General features: G+C 44.2%; 10 protein-coding genes. 5 read left to right on the top strand and 5 right to left on the bottom strand.

Annotation, left to right across the window (positions count from 1 at the left end; all coding sequences use genetic code 11):
- From DEM91_RS02230 to DEM91_RS02210, 5 genes are all read left to right on the top strand, one after another.
- A partial coding sequence (locus DEM91_RS02230) for a zinc-dependent metalloprotease (RefSeq protein ID WP_249857836.1) occupies nt 1-2,215 on the top strand: 2,215 nt, incomplete at its 5' end.
- An 11-nt stretch (nt 2,216-2,226) separates the two neighbouring features.
- Entirely contained in the window at nt 2,227-5,478 is a 3,252-nt protein-coding gene (locus DEM91_RS02225; RefSeq protein WP_249857835.1) for a SusC/RagA family TonB-linked outer membrane protein, read from the top strand.
- Between the two features lie 12 nt (nt 5,479-5,490).
- Entirely contained in the window at nt 5,491-6,843 is a 1,353-nt protein-coding gene (locus DEM91_RS02220) for a RagB/SusD family nutrient uptake outer membrane protein (RefSeq protein WP_249857834.1), read from the top strand.
- A gap of 48 nt (nt 6,844-6,891) precedes the next feature.
- Nucleotides 6,892-8,499, top strand: a complete 1,608-nt coding sequence (locus tag DEM91_RS02215; RefSeq protein ID WP_249857833.1) for a cadherin — start codon at nt 6,892-6,894, stop codon at nt 8,497-8,499.
- A 315-nt stretch (nt 8,500-8,814) separates the two neighbouring features.
- On the top strand, nt 8,815-10,596 hold the full coding sequence (locus DEM91_RS02210) for a MutS-related protein (RefSeq protein ID WP_249857832.1): 1,782 nt from the start codon (nt 8,815-8,817) through the stop codon (nt 10,594-10,596).
- Between the two features lie 197 nt (nt 10,597-10,793).
- Here the strand turns inward: DEM91_RS02210 and DEM91_RS02205 are convergent, their stop codons facing one another.
- The 5 genes from DEM91_RS02205 to DEM91_RS02185 all read right to left on the bottom strand — a co-directional run bounded on the left by DEM91_RS02205 (nt 10,794) and on the right by DEM91_RS02185 (nt 17,556).
- Nucleotides 10,794-11,786 carry a leucine-rich repeat domain-containing protein gene (locus DEM91_RS02205; protein ID WP_249857831.1) on the bottom strand — a complete coding sequence of 331 codons (993 nt, stop codon included), beginning with the start codon at nt 11,784-11,786 and terminating at the stop codon, nt 10,794-10,796.
- A gap of 92 nt (nt 11,787-11,878) precedes the next feature.
- Nucleotides 11,879-12,985: a DUF4876 domain-containing protein gene (locus DEM91_RS02200; RefSeq protein WP_249857830.1), complete on the bottom strand. Its 1,107-nt coding sequence runs from the start codon at nt 12,983-12,985 to the stop codon at nt 11,879-11,881.
- A 58-nt stretch (nt 12,986-13,043) separates the two neighbouring features.
- Entirely contained in the window at nt 13,044-14,429 is a 1,386-nt protein-coding gene (locus DEM91_RS02195) for a hypothetical protein (RefSeq protein ID WP_249857829.1), read from the bottom strand.
- A gap of 57 nt (nt 14,430-14,486) precedes the next feature.
- Nucleotides 14,487-15,944 carry a hypothetical protein gene (locus tag DEM91_RS02190; RefSeq protein WP_195253169.1) on the bottom strand — a complete coding sequence of 486 codons (1,458 nt, stop codon included), beginning with the start codon at nt 15,942-15,944 and terminating at the stop codon, nt 14,487-14,489.
- Between the two features lie 166 nt (nt 15,945-16,110).
- A complete protein-coding gene (locus DEM91_RS02185; RefSeq protein ID WP_195253172.1) occupies nt 16,111-17,556 on the bottom strand; it encodes a hypothetical protein in 1,446 nt (481 codons plus the stop codon).
- Between the last annotated feature and the right edge of the window lie 27 nt (nt 17,557-17,583).

The raw sequence follows: 17,583 nt of genomic DNA, 5'->3' as shown, positions 1-17,583 counted from the left end.
AGATACAACGCAACAATTGCTCGGTCTTCATGATGCAAAGATAACAAATACTTATGAAATTATGTGCATGAAGAGAGAGGGATGCAACTGGGTTTTACGACTGACCCAGATAGAAGGCATGGCGAACGACTCTTCTACCGTAATAGTGAAGGTCAACGACTTGTACAACGGCAAGGAGAACTTCCTAAATGATGTGTTCAACAATATTAATTTAGGCACAAGTCCTATTGCAAACTTGTCGCGAATTATTGATATCAAGGCGTTTAAGAACAATGTCACAGCCACTTCTGAGCTAACAACGACCGTTCATGAGGGAAATAGCAAGGTAAACGTGACGGTAGTGGTGAGTTCCTCGCTCTCTCTCTTGCCAAAATATCCTATGCAAGGTCGCGAGGAGGATGCCCGTGTGGGATACTTCACCACCTCAAATATCCAATACAACGACTATCAAAACAAGGTAGAACCCAAAAACTATATCACTCGTTGGCGTCTCGTTCCTTCGGATACAGCCGCCTATCTGCGTGGCGAATTGGTAGAACCCATTCAACCTATCGTGTTTTATATCGACCAAGCCGTACCCAAACACTTGCGCCCTTATATTAAAAAAGGTATGACAGATTGGAATAAGGCATTTGAGCGGGCTGGTTTTAAGAATGCCATTCAGGTGTTCGATTATACTGATAGTTTGGCGCAAGTGGGTGATGACATGGGCTATTCGGTGTTGACTTATGCCGCATCTACCAAAGCCAATGCCATGGGACCATCGGTCATTGACCCTCGTACAGGTGAGATATTGGAAGCAGATATCGTTTGGTGGCATAACGTACAATCACTCATCAGTGAGTGGATCAAGGTACAAACGGGGGCACAGAACCCTCAAGCACGCTGTATGCGATTACCCGAAGAGTTGATAGGCGATGCTGTACGCTTTGTAGCCTGTCATGAAGTGGGGCATTCTTTGGGCTTACGACACAACATGATCGCCTCAAATGCCTATCCCACCGATTCGCTTCGGTCTGTAAGTTTCACTCAACGAATGGGAGGCACCTCATCGTCAATTATGGATTATGCGCGTTTCAATTATGTTGCCCAACTGGGTGACGGGGTGAAAGTGATGTCACCTAACATCGGACCTTACGACCTCATGGCAATTGAGTGGGGCTATCGGTGGTATCCGCAAGGCACAGATGAACAGCAGAAGTTGAACGATTTTTTAGGAAAACATCGTGGACGTTTGTATAAATATAGTGAGGCGCAGCCGCAGCGTACTGCCATTGACCCACGTGCCTTAAGCGAAGATTTGGGCGACGACGCTGTAAAGTCGGCACGATATGGCATTGCCAACCTCAAGCGAATTGTGCCTAATATCATCAACTGGACCACTACAGGCAAGCCAGGACAAGACTACGATGAGGCTTCCAACCTTTATTCGGCGGTGATCTATCAGTGGAGTTTGTACCTATATCATGTCATGGCAAATGTGGGAGGCATGTACTTGGAGAACCTTACGGTTGGCGATGGGCAGACATCATTCCGCTTTGTCGAGAAAAGCAAGCAGCGTCAGGCATTGCAATTCTTGTTGGATGAGGTGCTGAGTGAACCAAAATGGCTGTTCGACACACCGCTCTCGAAGTTGACTTATTTACAACGTAAGACCCCATTGGGTGTAGAAGAGCAGCAACCTTTCTATATGTTGAAGAACCAGCAGAATTACATTTTGTGGGATTTGCTCAATAACGACCGCTTGATGCGAATGTATGAAAACGAATATGAAAATGGCAAAAAGGCGTTCACACCTGTAGAATTTATGGAAATGTTGCATCGACATATCTTTAAGACAACCTTGGCAGAAAAGTCGCCCAATCTCTTGGAGCGTAATTTGCAAAAGAGTTTTATCGATGCACTCATTACAGCGGCTGCCGAAGGAGAGGGTGTGAAAATCAACAAGAAGTTATACGAAAACAGTTTCCTTGACCAACCCGATAAGCGATTGGGCTGTCAGGAGGAAACTTATTTAAGCAGTAAGTCAAGAAACATACAAATGACGAATACGCAGGTAACACGTAACAGCGATGCGTTGAGTTTGAAACGAGGCGAGATGATTCGTGTCATGAAACTATTGAAGAGCAGGTTACACCGTTCAGATACTACTACTCGTCTTCATTATGAGGACGTGATATTACGCATACAAACAGCTTTGGGATTAACGAAATAAGAAGAATAACAATGAAAAAGAAAACGATATACATGCTCATCGCCTTGCTGGCGTGTGTCTTGCAGGTGCAGGCACAGGAGCGAGTGATTACTGGTGTGGTGCTTGATGGCGACCTCAAGGACGAACCACTCATTGGTGCAACGGTGGGAAAGGGCGTAGGTAAGGTGTCAACGGGTACGGTGACCGACTACGAAGGAAAGTTCAAGTTGTCTGTTGGAAAGGATACAAAAGCCATATCCGTTAGCTATGTGGGTTATACAACGCAAACTATTAGTCTGAAGCCAGGCGTTAATCATTACAAAATCTTGCTGATGCCCGACGCACATTCCATCAACGAAGTAGTTGTAACTGGTTACCAGCGCATTGACAGACGCAAGCTGACAGCCTCTGTAACGACAGTCGACATCTCCGACAAGGCTGTGGGAGCGGTGAAGAACATCGACCAAGCCTTGGCAGGACAGATAGCCGGTCTGTCTACGGTAAGCAGTTCGGGCGCTCCGGGCGCACCAGTGAAGATACGTATTCGTGGTACCGCGTCCATCAATGGCACACAGGAGCCACTGTGGGTGTTGGATGGGATTCCTTTGGAGGGTACGGACATTCCGTCTATGGAGGACCTCAACGACATCGATGACATGTATCAAACGTCCATCGCAGGCATCAATCCCTCAGACATTGAGAACATCACGGTGCTGAAAGATGCTGCCGCCACTGCCATTTATGGTGCTCGTGCTGCCAATGGAGTGATTGTCATCACCACCAAGAAAGGCAAGGAGGGCAGACCGGTTATTAACTTTTCTGCCAAATATACCTACAGCCCGAAGTTGAATATTGACCGTCTGAACCTGTTGAATGCTGACGAAAAGGTGGATTTAGAGTTAGGCTTGTTGGCTTCAGACTACACCTATCGTGAACATAAGGGTGAGGTGGCGAACATTCTGAAAACACTCAACGAGACGGAGGCATACAAAAAAGGAGGATGGAAAGCGCTTTCAGCATCGGCACAAACGCAGATTGATGCGCTTCGCAACATCCATACCGATTGGAATGATATCCTTTTCCGCCATGCTATGAACCAAGAATACAATGCCAGTATTGCAGGTGGGAGCAACCGTTCGGGCTATTATACATCAGTGGGTTATTACGATGAGCAGGGTAATGTGAAAGGTGTTGACAACAAACGCTTTAACATGACATTGAAAGCCGATTACCGTATCAACAAAATGTTAAAGTTGGGTGCGTCTGTTTACGCCAACCAACGGAAGCAAAACAGCTATCTCACCGACACCAATGGATTTACTAACCCAGTGTATTACTCACGTTTGGCAAACCCATACTTCCTGCCTTTTGTCGAAGGTAAGTATCATTACGATGTCAATGTGCAGGGAAAAGAAGACTCGTCGCTCGACTTCAACATCTTTGAAGAACGAGAAAACACTTCCCACAAGCGTACCGATCGATCGCTCATGGCTATCTTTGACGGTGAATTGCAGTTCACACCCGACTTGAAACTCACCTCGCAATTTGGCTTGCAGTATGACAACTACTCATTAGAGAAGTACGCTGGCGAGAACAGTTTTGCGATGAGAAAGGAACACTTCAATGCTATTTATGCTTATAAAGACGGCAAACGCTCGTATCTTCCAGAAGGAGGAATGCACAAAACTACCTCCTATAATAGTTTGCAGTGGACATGGAAGGCTCTTTTAGAGTATGCACACCGCTTTAATAAGGTTCACGATGTTGAGCTTTTGGCTGGTACAGAGGTGCGCCACATCAACTCTTCTTCTGTTTATTCAGCAGCATACGGTTACGATGCCCGTACGCTTACCACGCATCCTGTGATATTTCCAAATGAGACAACAGCAGAGAGTCGTCCGCTACATCGTGAGAATCAAGCCGAAAATGCCTATGTGTCGTGGTTTGCAACTGGTTCGTACACGCTGTTCTATCGTTACACTTTGGGAGGCAGTGTGCGCTTCGATGGCTCCGATGTGTTCGGTGTTGCCAAGAAATATCGTTATCTGCCGCTATATTCAGTGAGTGGTTTGTGGCGCGTACACCAAGAGCGTTTTGCCAAAAAGGCTAAATGGCTTAGCAATTTGGCGTTGCGTGCATCCTACGGAATCCAAGGAAACATCGACAAAAACACTTCGCCTTATCTCATTGGCTTCTATGACAAAACGTCGATATTGCCAGGAAAGGGTGAACAAATGATAAAGGCAGAGACAGCTCCCAACCCTGATTTGCGTTGGGAAAAGACGAAAAACGTGAACTTTGGAGTAGACCTTGGTTTGTGGAACAATGCCATAACGCTGTCGGCAGACTATTACTATCGCCGCAGTAGTGACCTCATCGGAATGCGTATGTTGCCACAAGAAACAGGGTTCTCGGCTACTACTATCAACTGGGCAAGCATGGAGAATAGCGGATGGGAGATAGCCTTGGGGTCAAGAAACATTTACACCAGGAATTTCAAGTGGACCACCAACCTGAATTTAGGCTTCAACACCAATAAGATTTTGAACGAGAGCGTGGCAGAAAACTCTACCTATCCCAGTCGTGAAGGCTATCCTGTGGGTGCCTTGTTTGCCTACAAGACAGCGGGTTTAGATAAGGATGGATATCCCTTGTTTGTTAACAAAGAGGGTAACAAGGTGACCGCTGCCGAACTGTTGAAACTAAATAATGCTGGTGCAAGCACACTTTCGGCTTCCGAACAGCGAGCATTATACACCTATATGGGTACTACCGACCCTAAAGTGTCAGGTGGTTTTATCAATCATTTTGAGTATAAAGATTGGCAATTGGGCATTAACTTCATTTTTAACTTAGGCATGAAGGTGCGTGTACAACCCTCTTATAACCCCACAACGTACGACAGAGGGCTGAATGTCAATCGTGACATCCTGCAACGTTGGACGCCAACCAACAGCCAAACAACTTTTCCCAAGTTGATGACGAAGGATGTGCGAGTGCCCGAGCACATTCAATATTCTGAATACAATACCTACAGTATGCTCGATACTTGGGTGAAAGACCGCAGTTATATGCGTCTGCAAAGCCTTCGTTTGGGCTACAAATTGCCCTCGAAATGGCTCAACAAGGTGGGCGTTACCAATGCGTCACTGTCTTTAGAAGGGCGCAACCTCTTTGTCGTTGCTACCGACTACACCAACTATCTCGACCCCGAGACCATGGGAAACCCATTTGCCCAGCCTATGGCAAAAAGCGTTATCTTTGGTTTGAATATGAATTTTTAAGTTGAAAAGAAGATGAGAAAACTACATACATTCACGTTGTGTTTGGCTTTGTTGGCAGTGCTGACAAGCTGTGACAACTTTCTTGACATCGCTCCTACGGGTAAAGTGATTGCCAAGACAGGTGAGGAATATCGACAGATGCTTACCTATGAATATTCCACATTTCCCGAAGATCGTGGCTTTGCCTCCCTTCGAAGTGATGAGTTGACGATGTCTCCCACCGCTACTTCGCCCGAAGATTACAGTTCGTATTTTGATATATGGCGGTGGAATGATGCCGCTCCTTCCACTTCTACAGCTGCTCCTAACTGGCGTCGCTATTGGCATGTCATTTATATCGCTAATTATATCATTGAAAACCAAGGTCAGATAACGAACGCAAGCAAGAAAGAAATAGAACAGTTGGTGGGCGAATGCTATATGCTCCGTGCCTATTGTCATTTCTTGTTGGCTAACCTGTTTGCCCAACCCTATACTAAGGTAAATCCTGAGACAACGCGAGGAGTGCCGTTGCAGTTGCAGGCAGATGTGAAAACCATTCCACATTGTAGTAGTCTGAAAGCCGTTTATGAGCAGGTACTGAGCGACATTGATGAGGCAGCCAAGCACCTCAACGTGGAGAAATGGGACGAAGGTCATACCTACCGCTTCAATGTTATCTCGGCACAAGCACTCAAGGCGCGTGTTTGTCTGTACAAAGGCGACTGGCAAGGAGCGTTAAAGGCGGCTCAAGAGGTGATGGCGAAGCATGGTGAGTTGGAAGATCTCAATGCTTCGGGCGGTGTGTTGCCCAACCATTACAAGTCGGTTGAATCGATCGTAGCGCTTGAGCAGGTGATGACCAATAACTATAAACAGGTAGGAAGACCGTCAGAAAGTGTCATTGGTATTTATAAAAAGGGCGACCAGCGTAAGTTACGGTATATGGAACGCAAAGGTTCGCAGACTTACCTACTGCTCAAAGGGGGTAGTAATGAGTATCGTTGCTCCTTCCGTGCGGCAGAGGCATACCTTATTGCAGCAGAAGCTGCCACACAAATGGGACAGCTTTCCGAGGCTCGTCAGTATCTTTCTGCACTGATAGAAAAGCGGTACAAACCCGCTGTTTGCGCCAAGTATGTGGACGAGCTGAATGCCATGAATCAGCAGCAACTTCTTACTGAAGTCTATGACGAGCGTTTTAGAGAGCTTGCTTTTGAGGGATTTCGTTGGGACGACTTGCGTAGAACCACCCAACCCATGCTGATCAAGACCTACAAGGACGAGACTTTCCAGTTGAAGGAGCATGATGCACGTTACACCCTTCGTTTCCCTGCCGATGCCGTGGCAGCCAATCCAGAATTAGAGGTGTGGCCTGTAAAATAGGATCTCCACACATTTTAATAAATTATGAACACTTTAATATTTAAGCGTATGAAAAAGTTTTTACTCATGTTTGTTGCTGTTGTAGCAAGTCTCACAGCACAAGCTCAGTTGTCTAATACGACCGCTACGTGGTCGAAGTCGATTACTCCTGTCACCGATGCTACCAAGCTCTCTGGCATCCACACCATTGTAGCAGCCGATGGGAGCGTGTTTGTCACTGGTACTTATAACCAAGAGGTTACTTTTGGGGCTTCCTCATTAGACCCTGATGGCCTGACATCTGCTTATTTGGCAAAATATGATGCCAACGGCAATGAGAAGTGGGCTGTAGGACTGGTAGGTAATTCGCTCATTACCGACCTTGCTACTGATGCTGACGGCAATGTTTACCTTCTGGGAACTTTGGCAGAAGACGTTACGTTCGAGTCGGTTGATGGCACTTTTCAGACTTTTCAAGGCATGAAGGTTGATGGTGCATTGACACCCACTCGCCGTGCTGCCTTTATAGCCAAATACGACAAGGACGGAAACCTCAAGGTGGTACGTACCATTGAGGCGGCTACCAACTATAGCATTGTCTCTCCAGACACCTATTTCGATAACCTTGCCCAGGTACAACCTACCGCTTTGGCTGTATCCAATGGTAAAGTGTATGTGGCTTTACGTCATGATGGAGATGTGATAATAGACAACGTGGCATGGAAAGGTCGTTACAATTTTGCTTTTGGCTTTATGCATGTGGACAACCATAGTGTAGGCATCATGTCGTTGAAAGCTGAAGACTTGATGAGTGCAACATCGGTTGCCGACTTTGGGGCAAAAGAAGTGTTGACCAATGACGGTACTTATAATGCAACGGATGTGAGTCTCACGGCTGCCAATGGAACCGTATATGCAGCCTTCGTGGGGTATGGCAAGTTGGCACTCAACACGGCAAATGAAAGCAAGGATTTTACAACTGAGATAGCAGAGGGCACCATGCCTCGTGTTTATGTATTGGCGTCTATCAGCGAAGGCAACGTTGTGACAAAAGCATTCATGACGAAAGCAGATAACGAGGGTGATAACTATCGAATCGGACGCATGGCATTGGAGGGCGACAAGTTGTTTGTCAGTGGCGTTTCTGCTGGAAGCAATCCTTTCAACAATGACCTGCCAGCTGTTGGAGCGCGCACTTTGTTCGTTGCCTCTCTGCATCCTGCCGACTTTAGTGTCAATTGGGTGACAGCCGATGCTTATGACGAAGGTGATGTAAACCATTATGCGCAAGGCATTTTTGATATGCTTGTTAACAATGGAGAAGTATTGTTGGCAGGGTATGCAGAAAAGACTGATAAGCATTCTTTGACGGCTCAACTCAACTATTGGTTCAAGGCAGATGGTACATTGAAACCTGCTGCCGCAGACTCTATTGTTGCTATGGCTGTAAATAACAATGTTGTTTCTGTTGTTACCAAAGCAGAAAAGCAAACAACGGTTACTGCTTACAATAAGAAGGATGTTACGGGCGTTCAGTCAATAGTTGCAAATCCATCTGAGCCTACTTATGTCTACAATCTTCGTGGGCAATATGTGGGAAGAACATGTCAAGGCTTACCAGCCGGTGTCTACATGGTGAAAACAGGTAAGCAGGTTCAAAAGGTGGTTGTGAAGTGATAGCACTTTCATAGAATACTCCTTCAGCGGTTGGTGTACAGCTCGTTTTGATGTGCACTGATTGCATGAGGCAGGAACGAAAAACAGGCTATTTTGTGCTGTAAAACAGATTGTTTTGGTGCACAAAATAGCCTGTTTTGTTTTGGTAGCTACCATGGATAGAACGATGAAAGATTGTTAATAGCCGAATTTGCGCATTTGCTAATCCCTGAAAAGCATTACCTTTGTAGAGATATTTACTTTTGATAACTTACAGCATTGATTGAATGTAGAGAAGACTCACTGCACTTTTAGCTGTGAATATTTTAACACGTGATGGATAATTTGAAGTCATATTATCTCGAAAAGGAACAACAACTGGCGACTGCCATTGGACAACTCAAAAGGAAAAATAAATGGTTTGTTGCTGAAGAAATATTTACCTTTGTCATATTCTTAGGTTTTTTGGTAGGGTACACCATTGTAGATTGGGGGAATGTTTTGCTGATACTGTCCTTCGTATCGTTGAGTGTATATGCACTGGTGCGTTATTATGATGTGAAAAACGAGCGAACGATTCATTATCAAGAGGCACTTCGCAAAGTATATACGCAAGAACTACAATACCTCTCAGGCGACTTTTCGTGTTTCGATGACGGAGAACGGTACGTGGATGCGCACCATCCGTTTACGTTCGATTTGGATGTGTTTGGAAAAGACTCGTTGTTTCAGCGCATCAACCGCACGGTGACCACGGGCGGTAGTGACTGGCTGGCGGCTCAACTGTCGTCGGTTGCCAATCGGTCTGCACGTGCCGATGCTGTTGACGAGTTGGCAACCATGGAGTCATGGCGAGCCACATTCATGGCGTTAGGCGCTGACGGAAGAATTGATTCTGCCTTGATACGGCAGGCACTGCAAGAGATCAAATCGTTGCAGATACCCACTTTTGCCGCGAGACGATGGACTTTCGTACTGGCGTGGCTGCTCATTGTCGGACTGTTTGCAGCTGTCGTGGCATCCGTGGCAGGCTGGGTGAGTGCCCAACTGCCCTTATGGTGGGGCATTTTGCATTTCTTCGGTGTGTTCTTTGTTTGTTCGGGTGCTTGTAGAGTCATTAGTAAGGTGGTCGACAAGTTGCATGCACAGTTGCAGGTCTATGTAAAGTTGATACGACAGGTGAGTGAGACAACGACCTTTACCACGCCTCAAAATGCAGCAATTGTCAATGTGTTGCAAGGAGCAAGACAGTCGTTCGACCAGCTGAATGACATCCTGAACGGCTTGGACAGGCGTGGCAACATCCTTGGACTCTTCCTGATGGATGCACTGTTCTTGAGCGATTACTTCTTGGTGCGTCGTTTCCTGCGGTGGCAACGGCAGTATTTAGGTCAAGTACCTGTGTGGATCGATGCCATTAGCGAGATAGATGGCTTGGTGAGCATGGCGACTTTTCGTTACAACGAGCCACAAGCGGGTAGGGCAGAAGTGGTGGCGAGCGAGGAAATGGTGTACGAGGCAGTGGGACTGTACCACCCTTTCTTGGGCGCAAAGGCGGTGCGGAACGATTTTACATTACAGCATCGTCACTATTATATCATTACGGGAGCCAACATGGCAGGTAAGAGTACTTTCCTTAGGGCGTTGGGTATCAACTACATCTTGGCAATGAACGGCATGCCTGTGTTTGCCACATCGCTGCGTGTGTCGGCATATAGCCTGTTCAGTAGTATGCGTACCACCGACGACTTGGCGCATGGTATCTCTTATTTCAATGCCGAATTGTTGCGTCTGAAACAACTTCTTACGGCGTGTCAGCACAATTCGCAAACGCTGATTATTCTGGATGAGATATTAAAAGGAACCAATTCGGCGGACAAGCTCAATGGTTCGCGCCTGTTTTTACATGCGGTGTCGGCATTGCCAGTGACGGGTGTCATAGCCACACACGATTTGGAATTGTCGAAGATGGAGGGAGAACGTTTTCACAATTATTGCTTCGAGATAGCATTGGGTGCAAAAGTGTCTTACTCGTACAAAGTAACGCCCGGCGTGGCGCATAACCAAAATGCCACCTTCCTGTTAAAGGAAATATTAGAAACAATAAATGATGTGTAGGAAAGAGTGTCTTTCTTATTTTGTGTTTTTGTGTAACACGAGGTATAGCCTAAGGTAAATTTGATAAAATAAAAAATCCCCACCACCAGTATGTATTGAATAACCTTTGTTTTATGGTGCACAGAAGGTGATGTTTCTATGCACGTTTTCCTATGTACATCTTTAATACATTCTATGGGTGGGGATAAATGAGAGTGTTATTTAACTAACACTTTTTTCCCGTTGATGATATAAACGCCACGTTGCAATGTGTTGACTGTTTGTGCATCAGCATGGTTCATGTATCTCTTGCCAGTGATGTCGTACACACCAACCTTTCCCTGAGACGCCTTAACACCACGGATACCAGTAGCAATGTTGTTGGCTGCATTTTTCCAGCCGTTTGCGCTTCTGTATTTATCCTCGCTTCCTGCGGGTACTTCCAATACGAAATTCTCATCATAGCCAGTGAAAATGTCTACCCATTCAACAGGATCTGTTTTCTTCTCACCTGTTACAAAATCGTATACGCCACTTATTGTCTTGGGAGGCTCTACTGCACTACATACGGCTTTCTTCACACCACAGGAAGAAAATGCACCCTCGTCTTCACCTTCGAAGGTTTTGAGTGTCTTTGGCAAGTATACCTCTTCACATTGAACATTGTGAGCAAAAGCTCCCATGCCAATTGTTTCTACTTGTGTTTGTGAAAGATCTACCTTTTTAAGATTGCAGTTGTAGAATGCTTTTGTACTCACTTCCTTCAGACTCTTTGGGAAAGTAACGGTTTCCAAAGCATTACATTCCTCAAAAGCACTCTCGTCAATCATGGAGATGTTGTCAGGTAATATTATGGATTTGAGCGCAGTACAATGTTTGAAACATTCTTTCCTAAGTGTCGTCAGTGAGTTTGATAATTTTACTTCCGTAAGGCTGGGACAATCCCAGAAGATGTATTCGCCAAGGCTTGTTACCCCTTCTTCCACCACTACCTTTTTGATTAAGGAACGGTCTAATGTGTGGTTGTCAGTTCCCCACGCATACCCTGAGTTACCATCTGCGTGTTCCATTTCTCCAGTTCCGCTAATGGTAAGTGTGCCATCATCAGTGAACGTCCATTTCAAATTATCACCAATAGTGCCGTTTACGTTGCCTGCGAATGCACCCATGCAAACGAACAGGCTCATTGTTAACATGTAAATTTTTCTCATACTATAAAAACATTAAATTAAACATATTTAGGTAAAACCTATTTTATGAAGTTTAGTAAGAGAAGGCAGGCATTTACAATGCCCATGCCTTCTTATTTCGAAGGTACAACTACTTTCTTGACCTCAAAGTCAACCGATGAGTTGTTTGTATCGGATAATCTTTTTCCATTGAAACGTCGAGTAATCATCTTGCCTGCACCAACGTCTATCTTGTCATCAGCCTTTTCGTAAACGCCATTCCAACCCTTGTCCAGCGTACCCGATATAGGGAAACTTTTTTCAGTAGTAGCTCCTTTGAACTTTACGTTTACAGCATCTACGACCCATTGGTTCGGTAAAAACATGAGAATTTGTGAATGTGAGTGATGTCCACTCTCGTTCCACATGACATAGCGTCCATACTTTGCCGTCGGCTCTTCAATTTCTTTTAGCAACGCTTCATTTACCTTGGCATTGTTCATATTCTCTTTTATCTTCTCGATAGGTTCTGCCAAACGTATCAGCGCAATGGTGAAGTTTCGCTCAAATCCGAAAGGTACATACTCATCGTCGTCTTCATCCCATACTCCGACTTTCGATTTGTCTTCTTTCATTCGTTTTTCCTGTTCTTTGTCGTTTTCCTTACAATAGAAGAACGTCATGTGTGGAACGTTTTCGTTACCATTCTGTCCCCATTCAAAGTCGGCTTTGGAAAGGTCGATCAGTTTTTCGATACCTTTGTATTTGGTTGGATCTTCTCCATTCTCTGTCAAATACTTCTTGTATCCTTCCGCATGATTGATGGCTCTCATAGCAATAACAATAGTTTTGCCTGCTTTTACGGTGTATGACATGCCACTTTTATCTTTGGGGAAGCCAATTATATTGGAAACCCCAAACCCTTTCAGCCTATAATCGCAATTAGGCTTTTCAAAATTGACTTTGTCTACGGCGTTGTACTGACATAGTGCCAGGGCCATATTCTCAAGACTTATGTCATGGCTGGTTGGATTGTAGACGGAAATAAACTTGTCATCCGTTTCTTCAGATTTATTGCCGTAGGGTGTCTCCACGAAGTCTCCAGCATAGTAAATGTCTTTTATAATCAGGTCCGTGCTTTCTGTCTCTGCGGTATTTTTCTTTTCTTCTGGTTGTCCGTCACGTGTACAGTTTGCTAAAAGCGCAATTGTTGCCAATGCACATAGCATCATCTTCTTCATTTGTTTGTCTTCTTTATATCAATGATTGTTGTTTAGTTATCCTTGTACGTCCCAACTCTTATTTCTTCTTGGTACGTGCATTGATGGAGTTAATCTTCCAGTATGCGGTCATGTCTAACGGTTTTCCATTGTTGTCGCGTCTGCACAGTGATGGTACACCTTTTGTGAAGTTCAGCGCAGAACTCATTTCGGCTACAAAAACCTTTCCATTGTTACGACGAATCAGTGCACCTTGTAATTGCGAAGGATCGAATGAGGGATTAGAAAAGTCATTAATTCCAAATATCCGCTTGCAGACACTTGCCGTTCCTCTGTCGTACCACCATACTTTTTCTTTCTTTTCTTCTGTTCCTTCCATTACGGGGTGTCCTGTTGCGTCATATACTGTTACAGAGCTTGGACCTGTCAGCAAGTCCATTTTCTTATCTGTCGAAGGACAAATGGTAAGGAAGTCGACAACCCAATTGTAATTCAGCTCAATAGCATTGATGCCTCCCATACCAGTTGTGTTATATATCATGTGGTAGTATGCCGTTGGGTATTTTCTGTTCTTTTCTAATTCTCTTTTCTTCAGCGGATCTGTCTCGTCATTAATTTGGTCCTGCTCGGTTCCATACAAATCATATAGTCGATACCAATTGTTGCGTGAACGTGGCGATTCGTCAGGATAAAATCCATTTTCGTCTTTGGTATGAGGTTTGGATGCATCGCCATCAGGGAGCTTCACTAAAGCCATGCGCATACTCTGACTTGGCCCCTTAAATGGAAGTTCATCCCACAAAACAAGGTCACGCATGTTTGGAATATCCTTGTTGTCAAATTTGTCGTTAGGGTCGCACATTCCGTTTTTCGGTGAATGCTGGTTGCACAATTCAAAGGTCTTGTCCTTTGGAAGTTTACTATAGTCGGGCAGAGCCTCCCAGCCAAAGTAATCTTTCTTTGCATCATCTTCAGTGATCTCGTTCTCGGCAAGGAATTTCTTCTTGTGATCACACGCATACTTCACTACGATGACACTGTCACCAGGCTGTATAATGTGTGGTTTTTTTGTTACAGGGTCGTTGGGGAAGTACGACATACCTCCAATACCATAATACCTTTTGGTAAAATCTCCAGCTCCATCTTTTTGGAACGAAAATTGGATACTTGGGTCAACGGCATGATATGCGAGTGCCATGTTGGCAAGCGATATCGGTTGGTTGGTAGGATTGTATATCACCAGATAGTTGGCATCCTCGTATCTACTATATTGGCTTTTGAAGCCCATGGAAGACAAATCCCTATAAGTGCAGTAACCAATGTAAAAAACTTCTTTGAAAATGAGATGGTCTACTGTTGAATTAGCATCAGTTCTGTCTGGCATGTCTCCATTTCTCTGACATGCTGTGAAAAGAGTTGACAATGCCATGAAGGCTAATGTCAAGGTGTAATTTATTTTTTTCATATCTTTGTTTTGTTTATTTGTACTGATAATTTTTATTGTTTATAATAATTGTATGAATTAGAGGAACCAGTTGCCAAATGCGCCAAAGCCATGCGTCTTAACATTTTGGCTTGCTTCGTATGCTTGTTTTCCTGTTAATCCAATCTCTCTACCTAAGTAGAAATAATATGGTTCTGCAGGAGAAACGTTTGTCGGATCGGAATCGAACCTGTTGCAATACACCTTGATAGGTATGTTGAAGCGTATAAGCTCTTTCCATTCAGGAGCCTCGAGGGTTGTATTCTTCGATTGCCAGAAAGGATTATAGAAAGGTGCGCAGGCTTTTTCGCTCTTCATCCAGTCCCAATATCCAGCATAGTCAAGTTCCTTGTTGGCAATGGTGGCCTTAGGAATATATGCCTTCTTTCCCTTTTGACATTTCATTACTCTTACGGAAAGATAGAAGTAGGGCAATATGTATGAAGGACGGCTATATACTACAGACTCACCAGAAAAACCTTTAACCATGAAAGGCCATGTGTCTTTATTCTCTCCAGACCCATATCGTCCATCTATTTCAGGTCTAAAATTAGATGAAGGCTCGTTAGCCTCATAGTAAAAGTTGATATGTCCTTTTAGTCCTACGCAGTCCTTGTCATAGGAAACGCATGAATTAGCATCGGTGGCATCAAGGGGTGGCAGCAACCTAATGTTGTAAAACTCGCGCATACCGTCAGCCATGGCATTCTGATGCCATGTGTCACGGTAGGCATATTCAAACAAATTCTTGGTTGCATTTTGTCTACGCATGAAGATATCGTGCCCTAAACTTCCGTCCTTATCTACTCCTTCGAAATAAGGTGATACGACAGGATGATCATCTACTTTGCCATCTTTCCCATTTTTGTCAACTTCCCAAGTACCTCTACAGTCTTCAATCTTGTATGGGTTACCCTTATCGTCCACGTCGCTGATGGTAAAGAATATTTGATACTCATCAGAGTGCTTGTATATCTCATCGTTAAGCAACTTTCCATCTTTATCCAAGAAGTACAAGCATATACCCCAAAGGTTTTTATCTCCACCTATAAGGCGAATGTAAGGTTGCTGGGGAGTAGGCTTGCCTAACTTCTTTTCAAAAACAGTTTGAATACTCTTTTCCCACTCCACCTTTACAGTAGGAAACTTTTGTGAGTTGTTTTCTACTATAACAAATTCTTCTTGTCTCCATGGCGCTGCTGGGTAAACATAATTGCCATGAAATTTTTCATCTCCGTGTGAGTGTCCTTCCTTGAACATGACTAAGCAACGAGCCCAGTTGTTGAATGCGCCATCTTGGTCGGGGTTACTCATGGCATCACCAAAGGGAGCTTTTTTCTTCAAGCTGTCAACCATGGCATCCGCACCGCTGTGTGGCACTTCTTTGTATTCAAGTGGGTTTTCGTTGTAATTGATGTTCATGTTACCAAAGATGAAATCATCACATGATGTACATAGTATCAATATAAGAACGAAACAAAAACTATATTTTTTCATTTTATTATTTTTATGTAAATGTCTTGATTAGATAGTCCAGTATAATTGGCACTTTGCTAAACACTCTCACTTCTCTTAGCCGTGTATGTAAATTTTCCTTAGTTAGGAGAACGTGTCAGCCATGTGAGGAATGATGATGCGCAAATGCCTTCCATTTAGCTGAAGTCTACATGACGAATATATTCTTGCGATTCCTGGACAACAAATATTGAGGATTGAAGAAATAATTCTTGATTTCATTGGTATCCATGTGAGGATAGAACTTTTTGAAATCTTCCGCGAACTTCTCGTCACCATCTTTCATGTCCGCAATGACACGGAATGTAAGTGGAATGTCAATGTCGTGATTACTCCATTCTGATTTTATCTCATTAAAATTGTAAAGTCCTCTACTTCCTCCCAATCCGAGTGTAGGAATTTCAGAACAAGTCTTTGAGTCGGCATCTGGATTATCATTTCCATATTTGGGCCAAATAGCATTCTTTGATTTATCCATTTGTGACACGATGTTACATAGGCTTATTTGCATAGCAAACTCGGTGTTGGCTTGATTAAACTGCAGCACACCCTTGAATCCCATTCTGTCCAAATTGTTTGGACCCGTACCTATTTTTCGGCATTGATGCAGCAATTCCACGAAATCGCCTTGTCTTTGTCTCAGTGTATTTGTGCCATCGTCAACTACGCCACCGTCACCACTACCTTCTTGATATTCATATCCCAATTGTTTTTCAAATGGGTCGGTATCTCGGTATTGGTATGTAAACAACTTGTTAGCAAGTGCTGCCGCATTTGGCATGGTGAGTGTTTGAAAGAATTTATAGCCATTTTCGGTCCATGTGGCTTGATTTCTTTTCAGCGTAGGGAATATATTTATCGCTTTGTCTATCAGAGTGCTGTCATACGGCATAATTTCTGATTTGTTTCCACTTTCAGGTGCAAGCAGTGCATTGGTAGTGGTGATGTCACAGGCCTTTAACTTGTCGCCCTCCATTTCAAAAGTAAGCTCTGGATAATAGGTGGGTTTCTCATCCAGTGTGTGTGGGTAAAAACCCTGCTTACTATTCTTGGATATGGTTTTACCGTCTATAGTGTAACTGTGTTTCAATACTTCGTTGCCAATGGTAAAGAAGTGTTGGTGTTGTACCAGCGTGGAGTTGTCGAGGTCTGGGGCTCCATTTTTCTTGTAATAGAACTGTATGAACTCACCATTTATTTGTTGGTGGTTGGCTCCATAATACGTAAGCTCAAGTCCGTAATAAACGTCATCTGATGCAACTACATCAAAATGGTCGCGCTGACTGGTAATTTGCATTTGTCCATTGTCGTCCTTGCTTATCTCAATTTGTTGCATGAGCGGATAGTCTGTCGGTTTATCCGTGTTCACGCTTATCATGTTGTACGAGTCTTGTTCGTATGTGTTGTCTATACTGTTGTCGGCACCAAAGTTTCCTACCTTTATGTTACCACCCCTGAACCCCATTCTAAGTACGGCGCTCACTGCATATATCTGTGAGTGTCCCTTGCCATTGTACTCGATAGAAGCAGGAGGAGCTTTTACTATTGTTTTCAAGAAATCATCAACATCATTGGTAGAACATGCGGCAAGCATGCAGCAGCATCCTACAGCTAAAATAGT

Origin of the sequence: Prevotella sp. TCVGH (genome assembly GCF_023522295.1) — a bacterium.
In the GTDB taxonomy this organism is placed as follows: domain Bacteria; phylum Bacteroidota; class Bacteroidia; order Bacteroidales; family Bacteroidaceae; genus Prevotella; species Prevotella timonensis.
The sequence above is the reverse complement of the archived record's forward strand: the minus strand, read 5'-3'. Positions and strand labels throughout refer to the sequence as shown.